General features: G+C 59.3%; 13 protein-coding genes. 10 read left to right on the forward strand and 3 right to left on the reverse strand.

Annotated elements, in window-relative coordinates; translation table 11 throughout:
* Window positions 1-11 precede the first annotated feature (11 nt).
* From panC to Mal65_RS17310, 3 genes are all read right to left on the reverse strand, one after another.
* Window positions 12-878 (reverse strand): pantoate--beta-alanine ligase, encoded by an 867-nt coding sequence (gene panC, locus Mal65_RS17300; RefSeq protein WP_145300318.1) that lies wholly within the window; start codon window positions 876-878, stop codon window positions 12-14.
* A 271-nt stretch (window positions 879-1,149) separates the two neighbouring features.
* Window positions 1,150-1,455, reverse strand: coding sequence for an HU family DNA-binding protein (locus tag Mal65_RS17305; protein WP_145300321.1), 306 nt, complete (start codon window positions 1,453-1,455; stop codon window positions 1,150-1,152).
* Window positions 1,456-1,768: 313 nt separating this feature from the next.
* Window positions 1,769-6,565, reverse strand: coding sequence for an Ig-like domain-containing protein (locus Mal65_RS17310; RefSeq protein WP_145300325.1), 4,797 nt, complete (start codon window positions 6,563-6,565; stop codon window positions 1,769-1,771).
* A gap of 920 nt (window positions 6,566-7,485) precedes the next feature.
* Between Mal65_RS17310 and Mal65_RS17315 the strand changes: the two genes are divergently transcribed.
* The 10 genes from Mal65_RS17315 to Mal65_RS17360 all read left to right on the forward strand — a co-directional run bounded on the left by Mal65_RS17315 (window position 7,486) and on the right by Mal65_RS17360 (window position 20,978).
* A complete protein-coding gene (locus Mal65_RS17315; RefSeq protein ID WP_145300328.1) occupies window positions 7,486-8,205 on the forward strand; it encodes a PIG-L family deacetylase in 720 nt (239 codons plus the stop codon).
* Between the two features lie 171 nt (window positions 8,206-8,376).
* Window positions 8,377-10,137 carry a GspE/PulE family protein gene (locus Mal65_RS17320; RefSeq protein ID WP_145300331.1) on the forward strand — a complete coding sequence of 587 codons (1,761 nt, stop codon included), beginning with the start codon at window positions 8,377-8,379 and terminating at the stop codon, window positions 10,135-10,137.
* A gap of 387 nt (window positions 10,138-10,524) precedes the next feature.
* A complete protein-coding gene (locus Mal65_RS17325) occupies window positions 10,525-11,634 on the forward strand; it encodes a type IV pilus twitching motility protein PilT (RefSeq protein ID WP_145300334.1) in 1,110 nt (369 codons plus the stop codon).
* A gap of 53 nt (window positions 11,635-11,687) precedes the next feature.
* A complete protein-coding gene (locus tag Mal65_RS17330) occupies window positions 11,688-13,400 on the forward strand; it encodes a GspE/PulE family protein (RefSeq protein ID WP_145300336.1) in 1,713 nt (570 codons plus the stop codon).
* 76 nt (window positions 13,401-13,476) lie between these two features.
* Window positions 13,477-13,908, forward strand: a complete 432-nt coding sequence (locus Mal65_RS17335; RefSeq protein WP_145300338.1) for a four helix bundle protein — start codon at window positions 13,477-13,479, stop codon at window positions 13,906-13,908.
* 80 nt (window positions 13,909-13,988) lie between these two features.
* Complete coding sequence (locus Mal65_RS17340) at window positions 13,989-15,425, forward strand: type II secretion system F family protein (RefSeq protein WP_145300341.1); 1,437 nt, start codon at window positions 13,989-13,991, stop codon at window positions 15,423-15,425.
* A gap of 89 nt (window positions 15,426-15,514) precedes the next feature.
* Window positions 15,515-16,711: a prepilin-type N-terminal cleavage/methylation domain-containing protein gene (locus tag Mal65_RS27005; protein WP_145300343.1), complete on the forward strand. Its 1,197-nt coding sequence runs from the start codon at window positions 15,515-15,517 to the stop codon at window positions 16,709-16,711.
* Between the two features lie 72 nt (window positions 16,712-16,783).
* Entirely contained in the window at window positions 16,784-18,139 is a 1,356-nt protein-coding gene (locus tag Mal65_RS17350) for a prepilin-type N-terminal cleavage/methylation domain-containing protein (protein ID WP_145300346.1), read from the forward strand.
* Entirely contained in the window at window positions 18,136-19,524 is a 1,389-nt protein-coding gene (locus tag Mal65_RS17355) for a pilus assembly FimT family protein (RefSeq protein WP_145300349.1), read from the forward strand. Before Mal65_RS17350 ends, Mal65_RS17355 begins: the two co-directional genes overlap by 4 nt.
* On the forward strand, window positions 19,524-20,978 hold the full coding sequence (locus Mal65_RS17360) for a type IV pilus modification PilV family protein (RefSeq protein WP_145300352.1): 1,455 nt from the start codon (window positions 19,524-19,526) through the stop codon (window positions 20,976-20,978). Before Mal65_RS17355 ends, Mal65_RS17360 begins: the two co-directional genes overlap by 1 nt.
* The last annotated feature ends 77 nt before the right edge of the window (window positions 20,979-21,055 follow it).

Genomic DNA, 21,055 nt, shown 5'->3' on the forward strand with positions numbered 1-21,055 from the left:
TTGTGACGCGTCTAATGCGTGTTGCCGATCACCCGATTGTCAATCAATCGAGTCGATCCCACCTTCGCCGCAATCAATGCAACCGCATCGGCCGTGACCGTGTTCAACACGCGTAGGTCATCGGCGCCACGGACCACCGCGTAATCGATGGAATCCACCGGCGGATGTGACTTGCCAGATTCGGTCAGCACCGCATGCATGATTGACTGCAAGTCGTCGGCGTCGCGGTTGCCATCGGCAAAAGCATCACAGCACGCCTGCAACGCTGCGGACAATCGCTTTGCGGTTTGACGTTCGTCCTGACTGAGGTAACGGTTACGACTGCTTAACGCCAATCCATCCGCTTCGCGAACGATCGGCGCGTCGATAATTTCGATGTCAACATTCAAGTCACGCACCATCGCGGCGATGACCAACAGTTGTTGATAGTCCTTGCGTCCGAAAACCGCATGCGTGGCCGGCAATATTTGAAACAACTTTAAGACCACGGTGGCCACTCCCGAAAAATGTCCGGGCCGCAGTCGGCCTTCCAGGTCGCCCGCAACATCGGGTGGTGACACCGCGGTGCTGAATCCGGTCGGATACATCGCCGCGGCGTCCGGCAGGAACACCGCATCGGTTCCGACCTGACGCAGCAATTGCAAGTCTTCCTCGGGCAATCGAGGATACTGTTCGAAATCTTCACCAGGCCCAAACTGGGTTGGATTGACGAAGATGGTCGCGATCGTTTTCTCGCACCGTTGCCGCCCGAGTTCGACCAACGAAAGGTGGCCCTGGTGAAGCGCACCCATGGTCGGCACCAGCGCCGTACGGTGGCCTGCGGCGCGTTGCTGGCGAACCCAGTTTCGGGCTTCGTCGATTTGTTGAAAGACTTGCATCGATCGCTCTATCGAATTTGAACCGGACCTGCTGGGCGCTCCTTCTGGGCGGGCCGTTCAGGCGGGTCCACGAAAAAAACCGAAGTCGGTGAATGACCGGACTTCGGCTTTTTTGATTGGAAATAGCGGTGTTTTTCAACACTTCCGGCCGGCCGGCGGCGTGCCTACAAGAGTCACACCATCCGTGTCCGGACGCTCAGGATGATCAACGTTGTGGAGCCGGAGCTTGCGGTTGGATCAACCGCGTCCTTCCGGTGGTTCCACCAACGAATCAGATCATTTCCTTCAGACCCTTCAGCGGACGGATCACGATCTTCTTGCTGGCCGGTTTGGGAGCCAACCAGATTTCGCTGCCATCGGCAGGGTTGCGTCCCTTGCGTTTCGGCTTGGCGGGCACGTCGCGACGAACGATCTTGCACAGACCTGGAATCGCGAATTGTCCAGATCCTTTCTTGCCGAGCTCGGCACGGATCTCTTCGGTCAATGCATCAAAGACCGCAGCAACGTCTTTTTTGGACAGCTCGGTCGCTTCGGCGATGTTCGCCAAGATTTGAGTCTTGGTCGGAGCCTTGGCCATGGGCGATACCCTTTTGAAAGTGGCGGTGACAAAGTGGTTTTGGGCCGGAAAATCCAACGTCCGGTCAACTTCAGGGAAAGGTGATAAGTCGGCGGGGGGATCCGTGCAAGCGGGCACATCGCAAAAAACCCAACGATTTGCGGGGTTTTTCGCCGTGGCCTTGACTGGCGATGACGGATGTGGTTTGCCCAAGACAGCATTCAGCCACGCCGATTCGGTCCACCAAATCGGACGTTCAGGTCACATCATCACCCCCAGCAAAGTCGCACCGCGGTGCGACGGGGCAATCAGGCGGACACGCCAGAGGACGCTGTTACGAGGACAAGGCCGCGTCAACGGCATCGGCCGAAAGATCGTCGTCGGGTTCGGCCAACTGATCCGCAGCGGACGACAGCAAGCTCAAACGTGATGCCACCTGTGGCATTGATGCGTCAACCTGTTGGGCGTCCATGCTGTCGCCGACGACGTTGGTATCGGCATCCGAACCGACGCCGCTTGCGTCTTGTTGCGGCGTTTGATCGACCGATATCGGTGAAGCGGCGGGCACGACCGCGTCCACCTGAGTGACCGCCGCGACGACGGGCGATTCACCTTCGGCCGCCTGATCATTGGACAACACGGATTGGCTGGTTGCCGCCGCTGCTTCGCCCTCGGCCGTTGACGCGGTGCCCGCCGAAGCGACTTCGGTAAAGCTGACATCGGTCGGTTCGACGCTGATTTTCAGCAGACGCAAATCACCGACTTGACCGCGAACTTCGACGCGGTTGCCGGACTGAACGTTCAACGTCGCCTGCACATCGGCGTCTTGATCGTCTTTCCCGGTGACGATCACTTGGGTGCCGTCGTTGCTTAGCTGGACATCCGGATCGGAAACGTCTCCGGTGTCTTGGCTGGTTTGCATGAAGACGGGTTCTTCGCCGGGGCTGACCGCCGCAACGATCGATCGTCGTGCCGCACCGCCGAACCAATCACGGATCGAAAGGTATTGCGGACGCAGACGTCCCAAGTCGGCTTCCAGTGCCGCATCGCCGTCCTCCGGTGCACTGTTTAGTTCCAACTCGATCGGCTGGCCCCCGTTTTGCAAGAACGGAACCGCGGGGATCATGATCTTGTAGTCACCGGGCAATTGGTCGGCGAACACGAACTGGCCGTTTGCGTCTTGAATCGCCGCGACGTCCACGGCAGCACCCAAGTCGTCAGTGCCTACCAATCGAACGCCGTGCAAGACGCCGGGGATGGCTGATGACAATGCGAACGAAAAATCACGCAGCTCGTAGTCGGACACCGTCACCGTCAGTGTCGCCGTGCTGGTGGCACCTGATGGATCGCTGACGGTGAACGTGAACGTGTCGTCGCCGGTGAAGTCGCCCGCCGGCGGCGTGTAAAAGATTCGATCCCCCGCGGTACTGATGCGAACGGTTCCGCCCTGTGATGTCGTTCCGGTCGCAGTGAATTGCAACGTTTCACCGCTGTCGACGTTGGTCGGCAAATCGGCAACGGTCAGCACGACGGATTCGCCGGCGGATCGCAGAACGTCGGCGGTTGCATCGGCCGCAGGCGGTGGATCGTTCACACCGGTCACCGTGAACGTCACCGTTCCGACGGCCAGCCCGCCGCCGGTATCGCGGATGGTGTACTGGACCGTTTCGGTGCCGACAAAATTGGCGGCCGGTTGGTACCGCAGTTCGCCATCGGTGCCGACCGAGGCGGTTCCACCGTTGGACGGTGTGGCGACTTCGAGCAGTTCGAAAGCCTGATTTTCACTGTCACGGGTGTCGTTGGCCAAGATGTCAAACGATGCCTCGGCCGCGTCTTCGGTCACCGTAAAGGCATCGTTGACCGCGACCGGCGGTTCGTCACCCGGGTTCACCGTCACGCTGACGGTCACCGGCACGGTCGCCTCGCCGTCGCTGAGGGTGTAGGTAAAGGTATCGACGCCGGTGAAGTCGGCTGGCGGTGTGTACAACACCGATTTGCCGTCGCTGGCAACGGTCACCGTGCCGCCGTTGGACGTGGTCCCGACACCGGTCACCGTCAGTTCTTCGCCGGTATCGGGCGCGATGCTGTCGTTGTCCAAGACGTCCAGATCATTCAACACCGTCCCCTGATCAACGGTGAAGGTGTCCGGCGCCCCGAGCGGCGGATCATTCACGTCTTCAACGGTCACCGTCACGGTCGCGTCGTCTTGAACCCCGTCGCTGTTGGCCACGCGATAGCTGAAGACGACTTCGCCGACGAAGTCCGCGGTGGGCGTGAAGATCAATTCGTCGTTGCTGATCGATACCGCGCCACCGGTGGTCGGCTGGGTCACCGAGACGATCGTTAGCGTGGTACCACCGACACTGGTGTCGTTGTCCAAGACGTCCAGCGTGTTGGAGGTGCTGTCTTCGTCCACAGTGAACGTGTCATCGACAACCGTAAAGTTTTGGTCGATCGCCAGGGAGATGTTGCCGTAAGCGACGCTGGCGGCCGGAACTCGTTCGTCACTCAAGTACAGCAACGTTTCGCTGCCAGAATCGTCGGCCGGTTCACTGGTGATGTTGACCGTCCCGCTGGCGATCGCTTCCATGCGAATGGTGGCGATCAGGCTTTCGCTTTCGTCGCTGGGGACCGTGTTGGACTGGGCCGCACCAAGTTCGTCGATTAAACCGCTGGCAAAGGTCCCGTCTTGGACGGTATTGAATCCGCTGCCGTACTGGATCGTTGTACCGCTGACCGGTTGAATCAGATTGGCGTCAAACAAGATGTCGGCGAATGCCGCGAAGACACCGCGTCGATCGATGCCGGGTCGCAAATCTTGGCCGTACATCCGCAGCAAGAATTCTTCGCCACTGGCGACACTGGTGATGACGTTTCCGTCCAAGTCCGTGATTTCCAGTCGCACACCCGCGACCGCCGGTTCGCTGACGGTGACACTGAAGCTGTCATCGGTCGCATTGCCGGCCAAGTCAGTCAGTCGGATGTCAAAGTCGACGGTCCCCACATCGGCGGCCTGCGGATTCCAAGTGATCTGGCCGGTGGCCGGGTTAATGGTCGCGCCGGTGGGCGACGAAATCAACGAATAGACCAGCCCGCTGCCTTCTTCACTGCTGATCAAGTTGGTGATGTACTGCGTCCCGACGTTGGCCTGGGTCGTGGCCGTGTCGCCGACCGTCGCCGGGCCGGTGTTGTCGTAGGTGACCGTCAGGGTCGCGCTGTTGCCACTGCTGGAACCACCATTGCTACGTCGTGCCGCAAGCGTGTAACTGCCGTCGCCCAGCGCGGCGATGTTCGACGTCGTGATCGTGACTGTGCTGCCGGTGGCAACCGCCGAACCGATCACCGCATCACCGTTGGTGTTGATGATTTCGACCGTGTCACCGGATTCGACGCCGGTGACGGTAAAGGACAACGTGCCCTCATTGGTCACGTTGTCGCTGTCGCTGGAACCGCTGTCGCTGGTGGCCAGCAAGTCCAATCCTGTGGGAGCAGACAACTGTGATTCAACAAACTCGAACGTCACGACCTGGTTGTCACTACCCGTTGCACCGGAGGCGGCCGCCACGGTCAAGTTGACATCCACGGTGCCGGTGAAACCCGAAGCGGGCGTCACCGTGACCAGACCGGTCGTCGAATCCACGTTCAGCGTCGCGTTGCCTTGGCCGCTGACGATCGAACCGCTGTATCGAACCGCGTCGCCTTCGACATCCACGGCCGACAATTGCAACTGGGCCGGCGTGTCGACCGCCGAGGTGACCGGGTCGTTGATGTCACCCAAGAATGGCTGTGAATCAGTGCTGCTGCCGGTATCGGCGACCACCGTCACCGGAATGACTTCGCTGTGCGTGTTGCCGTCTTCGTCGGTGACCGTAATGGTGACGTTGGTCGTTCCCGTTCCGCCGACCGCTTTGAACATCACGACACTGTTTTCGGTGTCGGTAAAGACCGAGGCATCTTCGATCACGATGTCGGTCGTCGGGGCACCGCCGCCCTGGCTGGCCGGCGGATCGGTTTCCATGTTGCTGATGGCTTCACGGACGTCTTCGCCTTCGACCAACTGGCCAAAGATCGAGTGGTTAAAGTCCAGATGCCGCGTGTCGGTTTCGGTGATGAAGAACTGCGAATTGTTCGTGTCGTCCGACGTCTTGGCGAACGACAGAATCCCGTCACGGTTGTGCTGCAGATCGGGATGGAACTGATCGTCGAAACTGCCCAAGGTCGATCCGCTGGTTCCCGTTCCGGTTGGGTCACCGGCCTGAATCACAAAGCCGTTGACCACGCGGTGAAAGATGATGCCGTCATAGAATCCAGATTCCGCCAAATCCGCAACGCGTCCGGCGGGAACCGGCGCCCGTTGTTCGAACAGCTCGAACACCATGTCCCCAAACCCAGCGACATCCAAACGCAACGACCGGTTGCCCGAAATCACGGTCGCTTCGATCAAGGACGGATCTTCCACCGTGACCGTGGTCGTCAGCACGCTGCCGTCGGGATCGTAACCATCCACGACGACATGCAGCGGCGATCCGATGCGAACCGTTTGTGAACCAATGGTCTCGAACGTCGGCGTTTCACTTTGCGGGATCGACACGCCGCTGCGAGAGCTGATGGTTGCCAAATCCAAAACCCCGGTCGCCTCGGTATCGTCGGGGAACCGCCAAGTCGGGAATTGCGAAATGCCTTCGGCGATGCCGATGCTGTTCAGCGTTCGGTCCGGATTGGTGACTTCGACAAACGGCAGCTCATCCCCACCGTCTTCGAACAATTCTTTCTGCTGGGTACAAGCCGGGCACCAAGCCGCACCGAAGAATTGCACGCCCGCGGCTTCCAGATTTTTCGCGAACTGGACCAGATCCGGCTCTGATTCCCCTTCCGCTTGACCGGTCACCGCCAAGACACCGCTTTGTGCCGTCGCGGTGGCCCCCGCATCGGGCAGCCCATCGGCGTTGCCGTCGGTGAACATCATCTCCACGTCACCGGCCATCAACTGCCGACGTTCCAGCATTTCCAACCGCAAGGGCCCACGGCTGGCCAAATCGCCATCGCCACGCGACTGCTTCATCGCGGCATGCTGGCGTGCGGAACCACAGGTCAGGCTGGCAATCAGTTGTCGAAGAGCGTTTCGCGACATACCTAGAATGTTCGTTCAGGGGTGTTGGGGGCGAATCGGTTTCCGTCGCACTGGACGGGCGTTTCATCGCTGCGGAACCGCAAACCATCGATCGTCGGGCACTGGAATGCCCAGCGTTGAAGTCCGGTCCAGATTTCCCGGAAACCACCCTGCGGTGGCACGGTCAATCCCTTCGCGGACCGCAACCTTCATGGGCACCAGCTAAATCGCTGTAACGGCCAGGGCGGTTCGTGTAACGGGGTGTTTCGGCAAAGCATCGCGGCGGCGATGCGAAAAATCGTTATCACCGTCAAGGTTTGACAGGACCACGCGGTCTCAAAGGACGTCCTACGTAGAATCGCGTCACACCGGCCCATGTCCACGCAAACTGAAACCGAACGAACGATTTTTGCATGCTTTCCCCCATTGGGACGCGGCAGAAAGACCTTCGGTTCCACGACGGGCATCGGCTTTGCGAAATCCTCATCTGATGTTTCGGCGTCTGGGGGACCACGCATTCGCGGTGCTCGCCGGGGCGTGGCGACGGTCGATCACCGCGGCTGGACGGGTCCGGGACGGCCGGGCGACACCCGACTGGCGAGTGCGAAACGCCGGTCAGGGCACGAAAAAAGGCGAGGCCGATCCCGAAGGACCGACCCCGCCTCGCACGGGGGGACACTTATTATTCTCTCGTTGTTTCGTCATGGTGGCCCGTGCGTCGTGTCCCTCGCACACCAGTAACGGTAGTCCGATTCCGTCCCGACGTACGCGCCATCAAGATGGTTTCTGCTCAATCCCATCCCAACCCCCGGTCGACTTTGACCAACACGACGGTTGTAGCGATCGCAGCGACTTTCAAAGAACGCGGACCTTGAAAGAACGCGATCACGCCCCGCGTTGCCATCCGACCGCTGCCGCGCCGCCTCTGCCAGGCCTTCGACATGAATGATTCACCGCCCCTGGACGTCGTCGCCGTTGCCGCCCACCCGGACGACGTGGAAGTCGCCTGCGGCGCAACGCTGGCCAAACTGGTTCGCCAAGGCTATCGCGTCGGGATCATCGATTTGACCGACGGTGAACCGACGCCCCATTGCCCATCGCCGGAGGTCCGGGCGGCCGAGGCCCGGGCGGCCGCCGAAACACTGGGCGTCCAGGTCCGGATCCAGCTGGGGCTGCCCAACCGCAGGCTGATGGACGGATTCGATGCTCGCGTCGCACTTGCAAAACAGTTTCGGATCCACCGTCCACGCATCGTCATCGGCTTTGGCGACGCCACCCCGACCGCGTCGCCGGACCACTGGCAAGCCAAACTGATCACCGACGCAGCCGTCTTTTACAGTCGGCTGACCAAGTGGGACCAGCATTTTGACGGCCTGCCCGTCCATGCGGTCCGCCGCCAGCTGTATTTCCGCCTGGCCTTGGAACCCGACACGATCGCCGGCCATTCCCATCATTTGCTGGTCGATGTGGCCGCAACGCTGCAACAGAAAATCGACGCCATCCTTTGCTACCAAAGCCAATTCGCCCACAAACCGGCGATCGAATCACGCATCCGCGCCGCCGCTCTGGTCACCGGCAGCCTGGCAGGGGTCGATGCCGCCGAATCGTTCGTCGCCGTCCGGCCGGTGGCCGTGGACGACCTGGTCACCACCGTCCTGTAGACCAACCGGCGGCCCGCCGAACCGGACCCTGTGGCGGGAATAGGGCCGGTAAAACTCGCTATCTGACACCGGTCTGTTATCTTAGGACATTGACGCGATCCATCCGCGACGCGTCTCTTTTCCGTCCACTCTCTCGCTCCACCCTCTCTTTCCGGGACGAAGACTAACACGATGAGCCAAGCCGCCATGGACTTCACCCATCTGCTGATCAAACGCGGCATCATCAGTGCCGAGCAGCTGGCCGAAGCGGAACAGATCGCCAAGGATACCGATCAAGACGTCGGCGACGTGTTGGTAAAATCGGAATACGCCGCCCCCGAGGACGTGGCTCGAGCACTGGCGGATTTCCACAAAATCCCCTTTGTCGACCTACGCGAAACCCGGATCCCGGAAAACGTCATCGAACTGGTCCCCGAATCGGTGGCCCGGGAAAACACGGTCATCCCGTACAGCGAAGAAGACGGGGCACTGCAAATCCTGATCGCCGACCCGTTCGACCTGGAAACGATCGAAAAACTGCGTTTCATCCTGAACCGAAAGATCGAAACCGCGATCGCGCCACGGGAATCGATCAACGGTGCGATCAACCAGTATTACGGCCAGGTCGAAGGTGAATCGGCCGACAGTATGCTGCAGGAATTCACCGACACGGCCATCGACTTCACCGAAACCGAGGGCGAAGACGGTGGCGGCGGGGAAGAAGTCGTCGACGACGGCAGCGCCCCGGTCATCCGGCTGGTCAACTTGATGATCCAAGAAGCGGTCCAATTGCGGGCCAGCGACATCCACGTCGAACCCTTCGAGGACCGTGTCCGGATCCGTTATCGAATTGACGGCGTTTGTGTGGAGAGGGAAAACGCCCCCCGGCGGATGCTGTCGGCCATCATTGCCCGCATCAAGATCCTGTCGAAGATCGACATCAGCGAAAAGCGACGCCCCACGGACGGGCGGATCAAAATCACGGTCGGCGACAAGCAGCTGGACCTGCGAGTCAGCATCATCCCGACCAACCACGGCCAATCCTGCGTGATGCGGCTGCTGGACAAGGACAACATCAAGGTCGGCGTCCGCCAGCTGGGTCTGTCCCAGCGTGACTATCGCAACTTCAACGGCCTGATCCGCCGCCCCAACGGAATCGTCTTGGTGACCGGCCCGACGGGATCGGGGAAGACCACGACACTGTACGCGGCACTGAACGCGCTGAACCGCCCGGACCGCAAGATCATCACCGCCGAAGACCCGGTGGAGTACTACCTGCCGGGGATCAACCAGGTGGAAGTCCGGCACAACATCGGACTGGACTTCGCCCGCATCATTCGGGCGATGCTGCGCCAGGCCCCCAACATCATCCTGGTCGGCGAAATGCGGGATCACGAGACCGCATCGATGGGAATCCAGGCTTCACTGACGGGACACTTGGTTTTCAGTACACTGCACACGAACGATGCGCCCAGTGCCATCAGTCGAATGGTGGACATCGGTGTACCTGGCTACATGGTCGCCAGCAGCGTCATCGCCGTGCTGGCCCAGCGGCTGGTGCGGACGATTTGCCCGCGCTGCAAGACCCGATGGACCCCGCCGGAAAGCCTGATCGCCGACAGCGGGCTGCCGCCGGAAATGGTCAAGCAGGCGGAGTTCGCCAAGGGCAAGGGATGCACCTACTGCGGCAAGTCGGGCTACCGCGGACGGCTCGGCATTTACGAACTGATGCTGATCAACAACAAGCTTCGCGAGAAGATGTTCAAGGGCGCCGCGACCAATGAAATCCGGGAACTTGCGATCGAAAACGGCATGTCCACGCTATACGCCGACGGCATGCTGAAAGTGATTCGTGGGATCACCAGCTTCGAAGAGGTCTACCGGGTCGCCAAGCGAACCGAGCAAGAACAGCTGGCGATGAGCCACATCGTCAAGGACCTGGCTTCGCTGTAACCAGCGGCCCACCCCCCGGCACGAGACCGACGACGGCGACCACCCACCATCTTGGCAACCCCTGAGGTCCCAAAAGAACCGGACGCGGCCGCCCGAAAGCTTGGCGACAACACAGAACCGCCCGAATGGGCGGGTTCATAAATCCGCACCTAACCCGCGTGAAACCGGCGGGTTTCTTTGAAAAGCGGAATTTTGCTGCGATAATGGCTGTCAGACGGGCGAACCCGCCGGCTAGTGCGGCGGAATTCCCCTTCACACCCTTTTCACTTTTCCCCGCCTTTCCTTGGCCGATCCCGTCGGGTCACCCACGGAAGCCAATCCGGCGGGGCTATTCCTGATCCCGAGCGGCCCGGATGGCCGCTCCACCGCCCAAAGAGACGAATCGTCATGGCAACCGTGTTGATCGACAAACTGTTGCAGGCCGCCATTAAGCAGGGCGTCAGCGACATTCACATCGTCGTCGGTCAACCGCCCGTATTCCGCTTGCACGGCCGAATGCGGAAGCTGGAAACCAAAACACTGGACGCCGAAGACGCCGTCGCGCTGATGAAAAGCATCACGCCGGAACGGTGCCAACGGGAACTGCAAGAGACAGGAAGTACGGACTTCGGGTTCGCGTTTGGCGAACTGGCACGTTTCCGGGTGTCGGTGTTCAAACAGCGCGGTTTCATTTCGATGGTGCTGCGTCAGATCCCCAACGACAAGCTGACACCCGAACAACTGGGATTGCCCGAAAGCGTCGTCAAACTGGTGCACCGCCCGCGGGGCCTGTTCCTGGTGACCGGGCCGACCGGTTCGGGGAAATCAACGACGCTGGCTTCGCTGATTCACCTGCTGAACGAAACGGTCGACCACCACATCATCACGATCGAAGACCCGATCGAGTTCTATCACGACCACATCAAGAGCACGATCAACCAGCGTGAAGTCGGCGTGGACGTGCCGAGTTTCTCCGAAGCGATTCGGCGGGCATTGCGGCAAGACCCCGACGTGATCCTGGTCGGCGAGCTTCGTGACTTGGAAACGATCGAAGCGGCGATCAGTGCGGCGGAAACGGGGCACATCGTGTTCGGCACGCTGCACACCAACAGTGCCCAAGGCACGGTCAACCGAATCATCGACGCGTTCCCCGGGAACCTGCAGGATCAGATCCGAACCCAGTTGGCCAGTTCGCTGATCGGCGTGGTCGCCCAGACCCTGTTGCCTCGAATCGGCGGCGGTCGCTGTGCGGCCTACGAAGTCTTGGTGGTCACTCCCGGGGTGTCGAACCTGATTCGTGAAAACAAGACCTTCCGAATCAACAGTTCGATCCAGACCGGTGCCAAGTTTGGCATGCAGCTGATGGACGACGCTTTGTTCAACCACTGGAAAGCGGAAAAGGTCACGGTCGAAGACGCCTTGGCCAAAGCCCACCGTCCGGACGACTTGGCCCGCCGTATTGTCCAGGCTCGTAAGGGCCTTGGCGACGAAGCGATGCCCGTCGGGGAAGACGACTGATCGACACCTTGAAACATTCCCACACGCTCTTTCGCTAACCGCTAGTCGCCCCCATGGCCACACGCCGCATCGGACAGATCCTTGTCGACCTCGGTTTCATGACCGACGAACAATTGGAATCCGTTCTCGCCGAACAAGAACAGCAACCCGGCGCCCTGTTCGGCAAGGTCGCCGAGGAAATGACGTTGATCACCGACGAGCAGCTGGCCCAAGCGCTCGCCGAACAAATGGGCATGCAAACGGTGTCGCTGGGCGATGCCAATTTGGCCCCGGAGTTGTTGGAAAAGATCTCCGAAACGATGGCCCAGCTGTATCGCGTCATTCCGATCGCCTTTGAAGACAACCGGCTGACCGTGGCCACATGCGATCCGCAAAACCTGACGATCCAAGACGAATTGCGGACGTTCCTGGGCATGGAAATCGGCATGGTCGTGGCCACCGAGCACGACGTGCTGCAGGCGATCGAAAAGCATTATGACAGCGAATCGGAAAGCGTCGAAAAGCTGGTCGCCGAACTGGCCGAAGACGAAGAACTGAAAGCGTCGATCAGCGCGCTGGACAACGAAAAGTTCAACATCACCGATGCCGAGGCTTTGGCCGATTCGGCGCCGGTCCGAAAGCTGTTGAACATGGTGTTGCTGCTGGCCATCAAGGACCACGCCAGCGACATCCACTTTGAACCGTTCGAAGACGAGTTTCGGATTCGGATCAAGGCCGAAGGCGTGCTGTACGAAATGGTCCCGCCGCCGCGTCACCTTGCATTCGCGATCACGACGCGGATCAAAGTGATGGCGGACTTGGACATCGCCGAACGCCGCATGCCCCAAGACGGCCGAATCGAATTGATGGTCGGTGGTCACCCGGTCGACCTTCGCGTCAGCGTGTTGCCGACGATCTTTGGCGAAAGCGTCGTCATGCGGGTGCTGGACCGTAGCGTCGTGAACCTGTCCCTGGACAACGTGGGAATGGACGAAGCGACGATCGCGAATTTTCGCAAAGCGATCGACCGCCCCAACGGCATCGTGCTGGTGACCGGCCCCACGGGTTCGGGCAAAACGACCACCCTGTATTCGGCGCTGACCGAACTGAACGACATCAAAGACAAATTGATCACGACCGAAGACCCGGTCGAATACGACATCGACGGCATCATCCAGATCCCGATCGATAGCGCCGTGGGCGTCACGTTCGCAAGCTGTCTGCGGGCCATCCTGCGACAAGACCCCGACACGATCCTGGTCGGCGAGATCCGTGATTTGGAGACGGCCGAAATCGCCATTCAAGCTTCGCTGACCGGGCACTTGGTCTTCAGCACGTTGCACACCAACAGTGCCCCCGCCACGGTGACGCGGCTGAAAGATATGGGCATCCAAGCGTTCATGATTTGCGCGACGGTCGAAGCGATCCTGGCCCAACGATTGGTGCGGCGAATCTGTTCGAAGTGTCGCGAGGAAACCGATGTCAGCAACGAGATGCTGCGTGACCTGGGCGTCAACCGCGAAGCAGTCGAAGGCACAACGTTTTATAAGGGCGTCGGATGCGAACAGTGCAACAACACCGGGTACAAAGGCCGCGTGGCGTTGTTCGAATTGATGCTGCTGAACGACACGATCCGTGAAATGGTTTTGGGCAACGCATCGACCGACGAGATCCGCGACGAAGCGGCCCGCAACGGCATGATCCCGCTACGCGATTACGGCATGAACATGGCGTCCCAAGGCGTCACCACCCTCGACGAAGTCCTCCGCGAAACGGTGGAGGAATAGGGGCCTGTCGGGTCACCTGGAAAACAGGTCACAGGCAGCGTTCCCAGATGGTCCGGCGGGAAGATTGACGGACACGATGGCCCAAACCTACGAAGACTTAGAAGTTTGGAAACGCGCATGCCGGATAGCGGTTTACGTGTACCAATCCTTTGATCGAAAACAACCGTGGGGTCTGCAAGACCAGATGCAGCGTTCCGCAGTTTCGATCGCATCCAATATTGCCGAAGGCTACGAACGAACCACCAAAGATTTCATTCGCTTTCTGACCATCGCCAAGGGTTCAGCCGCCGAGTTGCGGACCCAGGCTTTGATCGCCGGAAAGGTCAACGAGTTGAAATCAGAACAAGCCAAACACATCGCGGATGAAGCGAAGGTTTTGTCCAAGATGTTGCAGTCATTGATCCAATACCGATCCACGCAGATTCGGGAATCTGCAGAAGACTACGCGTTTTCACCGGGTGACGGATCTTTGCGGACTTCATCCGGCGACAAACCGGAACAGTCTTGAATCAAGCCGGCATGACGAAATGTCTTATGCCCGTGAACCAGTAACCTGACGACCTTTTCCCTTCTTCGCGAAGCGAAGTCATGCCTACCTATCAATTCGAAGCGATGGACGCGACCGGACAAGAGATCCGGGACGAAATCGATGCGGCCAACGAAGAAGAAGCCCAGACCACCATCCGTCAGATGGGCTACTTCGTCACCAAGATCGCCGTCAAAAAACAGACGGCGACCACGGCAAAGGGCGCGAAGAAAAAACGCCCCTTCGCCATCGGTGGCGGCGGCACCAAACACATCTGTGCGTTCACGCGTCAGTTGTCGATCCTTCAAGATGCCGGTCTGCCGATCTTGCGCAGCCTGAAAATCCTGGAAGGCAACTCCAAACCGGGCAAGCTGAAGAACGCCTTGATGGACGTCTGTGACGAAATCGAAGGCGGGGCGACGCTCAGCGAAGCGATGTCCAAATGCCCCAAGGTGTTTTCGCGTCTGTACGTCAACATGATCAAAGCCGGTGAGGCCGGTGGTGCACTGGAGTTGATCCTTCAGCGTCTGGCCGACTTCCTGGAACGCGCCGAATCACTGAAGCGGAAAGTCAAAGGGGCGTTGATCTATCCGGTCATCGTCGTCTTGGTCGCGATCGCGATTCTGTCGTTCATCATGGTCTTCATCGTTCCGACGTTCGAAGAGATGTTCGAGGAATTCGGTTTGTCGTTGCCCACGCCGACGATCCTGTTGATCGCGATGAGCAATTACATCAAGGACTATTGGTTCCTGCTGTTCGCGCTTCCGATCTGCTTGATGATCGTGCTGAAGCTGTTGCGAAAATTCCGACACGGTCGCATGGGATTTGACATGTTCATCATTCGAGTCCCGATTTTCGGTGCTCTGATTGAAAAGAACATCATGGCCCGAACCACGCGAACCTTGGGCACCCTGGTCAGCAGCGGTGTGCCGATTTTGGAAGCGATCAACATCACCCGAGAAACCGCCGGCAACGCGATGTTCGAACGCCTGTTTTCACAGGTCAACGATTCGATTCGCGAAGGGGAAGTGATCAGCAAACCGCTGAAGGAATTCAGCGTGCTGGGCTTTCACCCGATGACGCTGGTCTTTTGGATCATCTTCGGTGCTTTCCCCGGCGTGTTCCTGTTGTCGATCGCGGTGACCGCCAAAGGCACCAAGCTGGACGACGGCACGATGGTCCAATCGTTGTTCAGCTGGGGCGGCCAATTGTTTGTCGGCGGCGCGGCGTTGGCCGGGCTGTTTTACCTGACGAAAATCAAAAGCCGCGTGGTCGATGACTTGGTCGTCAACATGGTCGACGTCGGCGAAGAAACCGGCGAACTGGACACGATGCTTTACAAGGTCGCCGACACGTACGACGAAGAAGTCCGCGTCATGACCGACGGTCTGACCGCCCTGATGGAACCGTTGATGATCGTGTTCCTGGGGCTGGCCGTTGGTTTCATCGTCATCAGTCTGTTCATGCCCTTGGTCGAATTGATCAGTGGTTTGACTTGATCCTTTTCCATCCAACCAACGCCGAAGACGGCGAAGCTTTTCACGACTCTTACACGACTCACGGACACGAGCCGACACGGGTAGCCTTCATGTCAAACACGCAAGTTCATCACGACGCCTCTTCGCCGGATCGTCACATCGATCCAGCGGCCCGCCAATCACTGGCGGCTCGGCACGGGTTCACCCTGGTGGAAATCCTGGTCGTGATCGTGATCATCGGCATCTTGGCCGGGATCGCGATTCCTGCGGTCACCAATGTGATCGCCACCGGTCGCGAAGCGGCTTTGAAAGTCGAAATCACGCAATTGGCCGACTCGGTGGAGCAGTACAACTTGAAGTACGGCGATTACCCGCCGGACATGAGCAGCTGGACGATCGCCCAGCGTCACCTGAAAAAGGCGTTCCCGCGAATGTCGCAGCGCGACCTGACGCTGCTTTACAACATGTGCCACGACGGCAACGGCCGCTTCAACCCCGCCGCGGTTGATCGCAGTGAAGCGTTGGTGTTGTTCTTGGGCGGGTTCAGTGACGACGCAGCCTATCCGTTGACCGGAGCCGGCGGACCGTTCGAATGTCGCTTGGCAAAAAACAACGCGGCCTACACGACGACCACGAACGTTGCCGATTTCCAATACAACGTTTCGCGCAATGATGCTCTGTTCGAATTCGACGTCGCACGTTTGACCGTCAACGCGGCCGCGGCCGAAACCGGCGGTCAGGTCAATTCGACCGACGACGGCGATTTGATTCCCGCCTACCAGATGGATGGTCGCGCCGCGCCGTTTGTCTACTTCGAATCGCGAACCTATGGCGGCATCCCTGACGCGGTGTCGACGTTGGTCGCCGGTGCCAATCCCTACAACGGTTATTACAACCCCGATTTTGGTGGCGTCCGTCCGTACAAGACCAACGTGCCCGTTTCGCCGACCGGCAGCGGATGGGGCACCGAACCGGATGCCTCGCTGAAAAGCTGGAAGTTCGCAAACGACAAGTCATTCCAGATCATCGCGGCGGGCACCGACGACACGTTCGGCACGCTGATCCGCATGCCGATGACGGCGGCACAAAACACGGTGGCCGCCAGCGACTTGCCCGCATACTTCATCGAAAAGACGGGCAAGGCGATGACGATCAACAGCAACGCGACGTCGCCACAACAAACTCTGATCACCGGAATGGATGGATTCCAAGAAGACGGCGCCGTCAATGGTTCCGAAGGCAACGCCCATTTGGACAACATTACCAACTTCAGCTCTCGAACATTGGAAAGCGATTTGGAAACCTGATCGGCCCGCGGCGCGGTGCCAACGCCGTTGGCGCGCCCGACCCAACCGATCCCTCTTTTCTTGTCGACTGTCATGCTTGTCTTGTTCAAACCACGACCGATCCGCCTGCCCAGCCGGCGGCAACGATCACGATCGGCTTTCACGCTGGTGGAAATCATGGTCGTGCTGGTCGTCGGCGGCCTGCTGTTGGGCATGGGTGCCTCGATGATGGCCACCGCACGTCGGTCATCGCGAATCGCTCGGACCCAAGCCGTCATCAGCGTCGTGGATGGCGTCATCCGTCAACGACTGGATGAATTGAATTCGCTGCCGTTGCCGCTGGAACACAACATTGCTCGGACCACGCAGCGGATCCCATCGATCCCGGCCGATGAAGCCGAGCGGGTTCGTCTGCAGATGCGGCGTGACGCGATTCGCATGTACCTGCCGGATCGATACAGCGACCTGATTCGCATCACTGACAATCGGGTGACCAACGCCACCAACGATCCGTTCTTTGTCTTCAGCCCTGATCTGACATCCGACCGCAACAAGGATAGCCAGCCAGACGAATGGATCAGCGGTGTCTGGACCGACCCGGTCACCATTGCGGGCCCCGTCCGAGTGTCCGATCGACAACCCGACGGCACCTTCATCCCAAGCGTTACGGTTGCACGTTACAGCTGGTGGAACGACACCGACAACGATTTTCGGACGGAGAACCACAACGTTCCCGGTCAGTTGTCGGCTTACCGCGCACGAATCCCACGGATCGTTCCGAACAACCAACTCGGGTTCACGACATCATGGAGCCCCGCCAACAGCCCGGCCGAGTGTTTGTACTTGATCATGTCGACGACGTTCATCAGTGGCACGTCGGCAATCGAGATGCTGCCACGCGGCCACGTCGAAGACACCGACGGCGACGGCGTGCCGGAAATCGTCGACGCTTGGGGCGTCCCCCTGGGGTTCATCCGCTGGCCGGTCGGCTATGTCGAACCGGGCAATCCCGCACCGCCGACAGTGCTGGCCAACGTGGAACCGGAGGAGTACGACGTGTTCCGTGCCGACTTTGCGTATGCGGAAGGTTCGAGCATTCCTGGTCCACCGAACTTGCCGCTGCCACGATCGCTTCAACCGCTGGTCGTCTCGGCGGGTCCGGACGGCGTGTTTGATCTGCGGTTCTACCAAACTCGCAGCGATAATAAGAATTTCGATGTGATTTATCCGTTGGAAACCTGGCCCAACACCCAAGCGTGGGTGGGCAACCAAACGGCCGGTCGACCGCAAAACTTCTTCTACGTTGACCCGTTCCTGCGACAGTCGCTGGCCCAAAACAACGGCGCGGCGGGTGCGATCGGCGGCGTCTTTGACACCGACGGTGACGGATCCTTCGAAGGTCTGTCCGACAACATCACCAACCACGGTCTGACGGGAGACGCCCAATGAGTATCCACGCGTCACGACCGAAGCATCGACGTGCCTTCACGTTGGTCGAAATCATGGTCGTCATGGTCTTGTTGATGCTGTTGGCCGGCATCGGTTTGCCCGCCATCAAGCAAACGCTGAAAGACCAAAAAGAATCACAAACCTCACGGCAAGTCGTCGCCTATCTGACGACCGCACGGGATCGTGCGATCGCCACCGGACGTCCGGTCGGCGTGGTGATCGAACGAGCGGGCACGACCGATCCCTTCGCCCGGTCATACAGCACGCGTCTTCGCATGACCAACGGGGTGCCGTCCTACGGCGGCGAATCACCCGACACCCAGTGCGTGATCATTCATGATTTTTTTGCTTTCAACAATGCACAGGCCGCCAACAGCAATAACTCCGATCGTGTCGGTCAATTCAACGCTTGCCTTTTTCGCCAGGAAGAGAACCCGTTGCTACGGCTCAGCGCGCAAGTGCTGAACGATGGCGACTTGACCAATGACGGCGCGGCACCGATCAAAGCCGGTGACCTGATCAGTTTCGAAGGCAGCCGCCCGGTTCGCATCATGGCGATCGGTTTCAGCGACGCCAACGATCTGGATTTGGCCAGCTATGGGGCGATCACGCCGCCATGGAATCGAAACAACTTGAACTATCCCAAGTGGAACGCGTTGCCGTTGCCGGCTTTGCCTACCGACGACCAGCCGTACATCAAGATCCGATTTGATTCGCGAAGCTTTGTTGAAATCGGTGGTGGCGCATTCCCGACCTTTGAGTTGCCGACCGGTGCCGTCAACGCGACGGCCGACAACACTTGGCGGGCCTCGCGTTTTCAAATCTTCCGCCAACCATCGCCGTCGCAAACTTCGCCGATGAACTTGATGAAGGGCATGGCGATCGACTTGAATTTTTCGGGCACAGCGACGTATTCCGGTGGGCTGCCCGCGGGTATCGAGTTTTCGCCTTACTTCATCGACGCCACCGCGGGCAACGTGGCGCTGAATTCGACCGACCCGAACAACCCGATCAGTTTCCTGAACATCGCGATCGTTTTCGCCCCCGACGGCAGCGTCCAGTCGGTCGGGTCCGCCATGCCCGGTGCGGCCTCTTATACCTTCAACGAACGACGTCCGACCGGCCAGATCTTTTTCTTACTTGGCAAGACTGACGGCATCCGCCCGGACGCTCCGTTTTCCACCGAAGACCGCGCGGTGTCCAACATTCTGGATGGCGATAGCGTTTGGATCGTGATCAACCCCAGCAACGGCAATGTTGCGGTATCCCCGATCGCGTCAACGCGACCGGTCGATCCGAATCTGACCATCGAACAAAACATGGCCAACGCGGCCTTGGTGGCCCGAACGTACGCCTTCAACTCCGACACGTTGGAGGACCTGTAATGAGTGATTTCATTCTTTCCCGCAAACACGCCGGTGGGTGTGGCCGTCACGGTGTGACCCTGGTCGAAGTCGCCTTCGCCATGGGCATCATCTTGATCGGGTTGGTCGGGTTGGTATCCATCCTGCCGATCGCCGGCCGGCAAGCCAAAGATGCGGTCAGCCTGAACAATGCGACTTCGCTGGCGAACGCCGCGTTGGCCGAATTCCAAGCACGCAACTACGGCCAACCGGGACGCTGGGTTTTTAAACCGGATATCGGCAAAGCTGCCGCAAATGCAAATTCAGTCATGAACATTGGGACTGGCGCACGTACCGGGTTCAATGAGCGAAGCATCACGTTTTTGAATTCAGTGATGCACCCAGATTACCAGTGGCGGCCACGAAGAGGCCAAGATCCGACGCTTTGGGTGGGACTGGGTGACGTCAGCCTTAGCACCAACGCTGTTTGCATTGATCCACTGTTTGTCGCCGACCCATCAGGCTATTTGCCTGCGACGTCGAATTCATCGGATGGCAAGTATGTTCAGTACAACCGAACGGGGACCAACGGCCACCGTCGTGTTCGATTCCCGTATTACAAAGCCAACTACAACCCTTTGGCCAACCCATCGCTGCCCGTCACGGCATCCAATCAGTGGCCCGCAATGCCACGACTTACACGGGTGACGATCAATCGAGGTAATTCCCCGGCGGGCCAATTTATCAGCGGTCGCGAAGCCGACCTTTTATCGGAAACGCCGGATGACCTGAACATCATCAAACCTAAAGATCAAACACTGTCTCCGGTAATTCCCGGGCACCCCGTTACTGGCACCGGCATGAATTACGGGAAAGTACAAACCGATGGAACGTACAGCTGGATTGCGACCGTCAACGAACTGACTGGCGGTCAGTCGTCATCGGTATCCATCGCTGTGATTGAGAATCGCGACCGCACATTTTTCACCTATCCGAACGGCGGACCGGAAGGAACGCTGAATGGTGTCTACGCCGAGGATCCGCAAGCCAACGCGACGGAAGAGCGGGTCGCCTATGTCAGTTACGCGGGTGGCTTCACCGGCGGAGCAGGCGGAACCGTTGAAATCGTGATGTCGGCATACGTCGACCCCACAATCATCCCGGGGCAGTGGGTCATGCTCTCGCGTGATGCGTTGCCCGGCCTACCCGGTGGTGAAGTCCATCGCTGGTATCGCGTCACCGGTGTTGTCGGTCAAACGGCAAGCGGTGACCCGGATCGGATCATCGTCAACGACCCGGTTCACGGAACACCGTTCGACGTCTGGCATCTGCGCCTGATGCTGGACGGACCGGATTGGGAATTCGGCTTCCAAACTCCCGGTCCTGCCGATTCCGGAACTCGCGCGAACGGGACTCCACTGATTGACGACAACACGGTGATGACTTTGGTACGCGGAGTCGTTTCCGTCACCGAACGAACCATCCGCCGCCCCTAAAAACCATCGGATCGAAACGCAGGACACCGCGGATCGATCCAGCTTTTCAAACTTTGATCTGTCGCGCGCCGCACGGA

Origin of the sequence: Crateriforma conspicua (assembly GCF_007752935.1) — a bacterium.
In the GTDB taxonomy this organism is placed as follows: domain Bacteria; phylum Planctomycetota; class Planctomycetia; order Pirellulales; family Pirellulaceae; genus Crateriforma; species Crateriforma conspicua.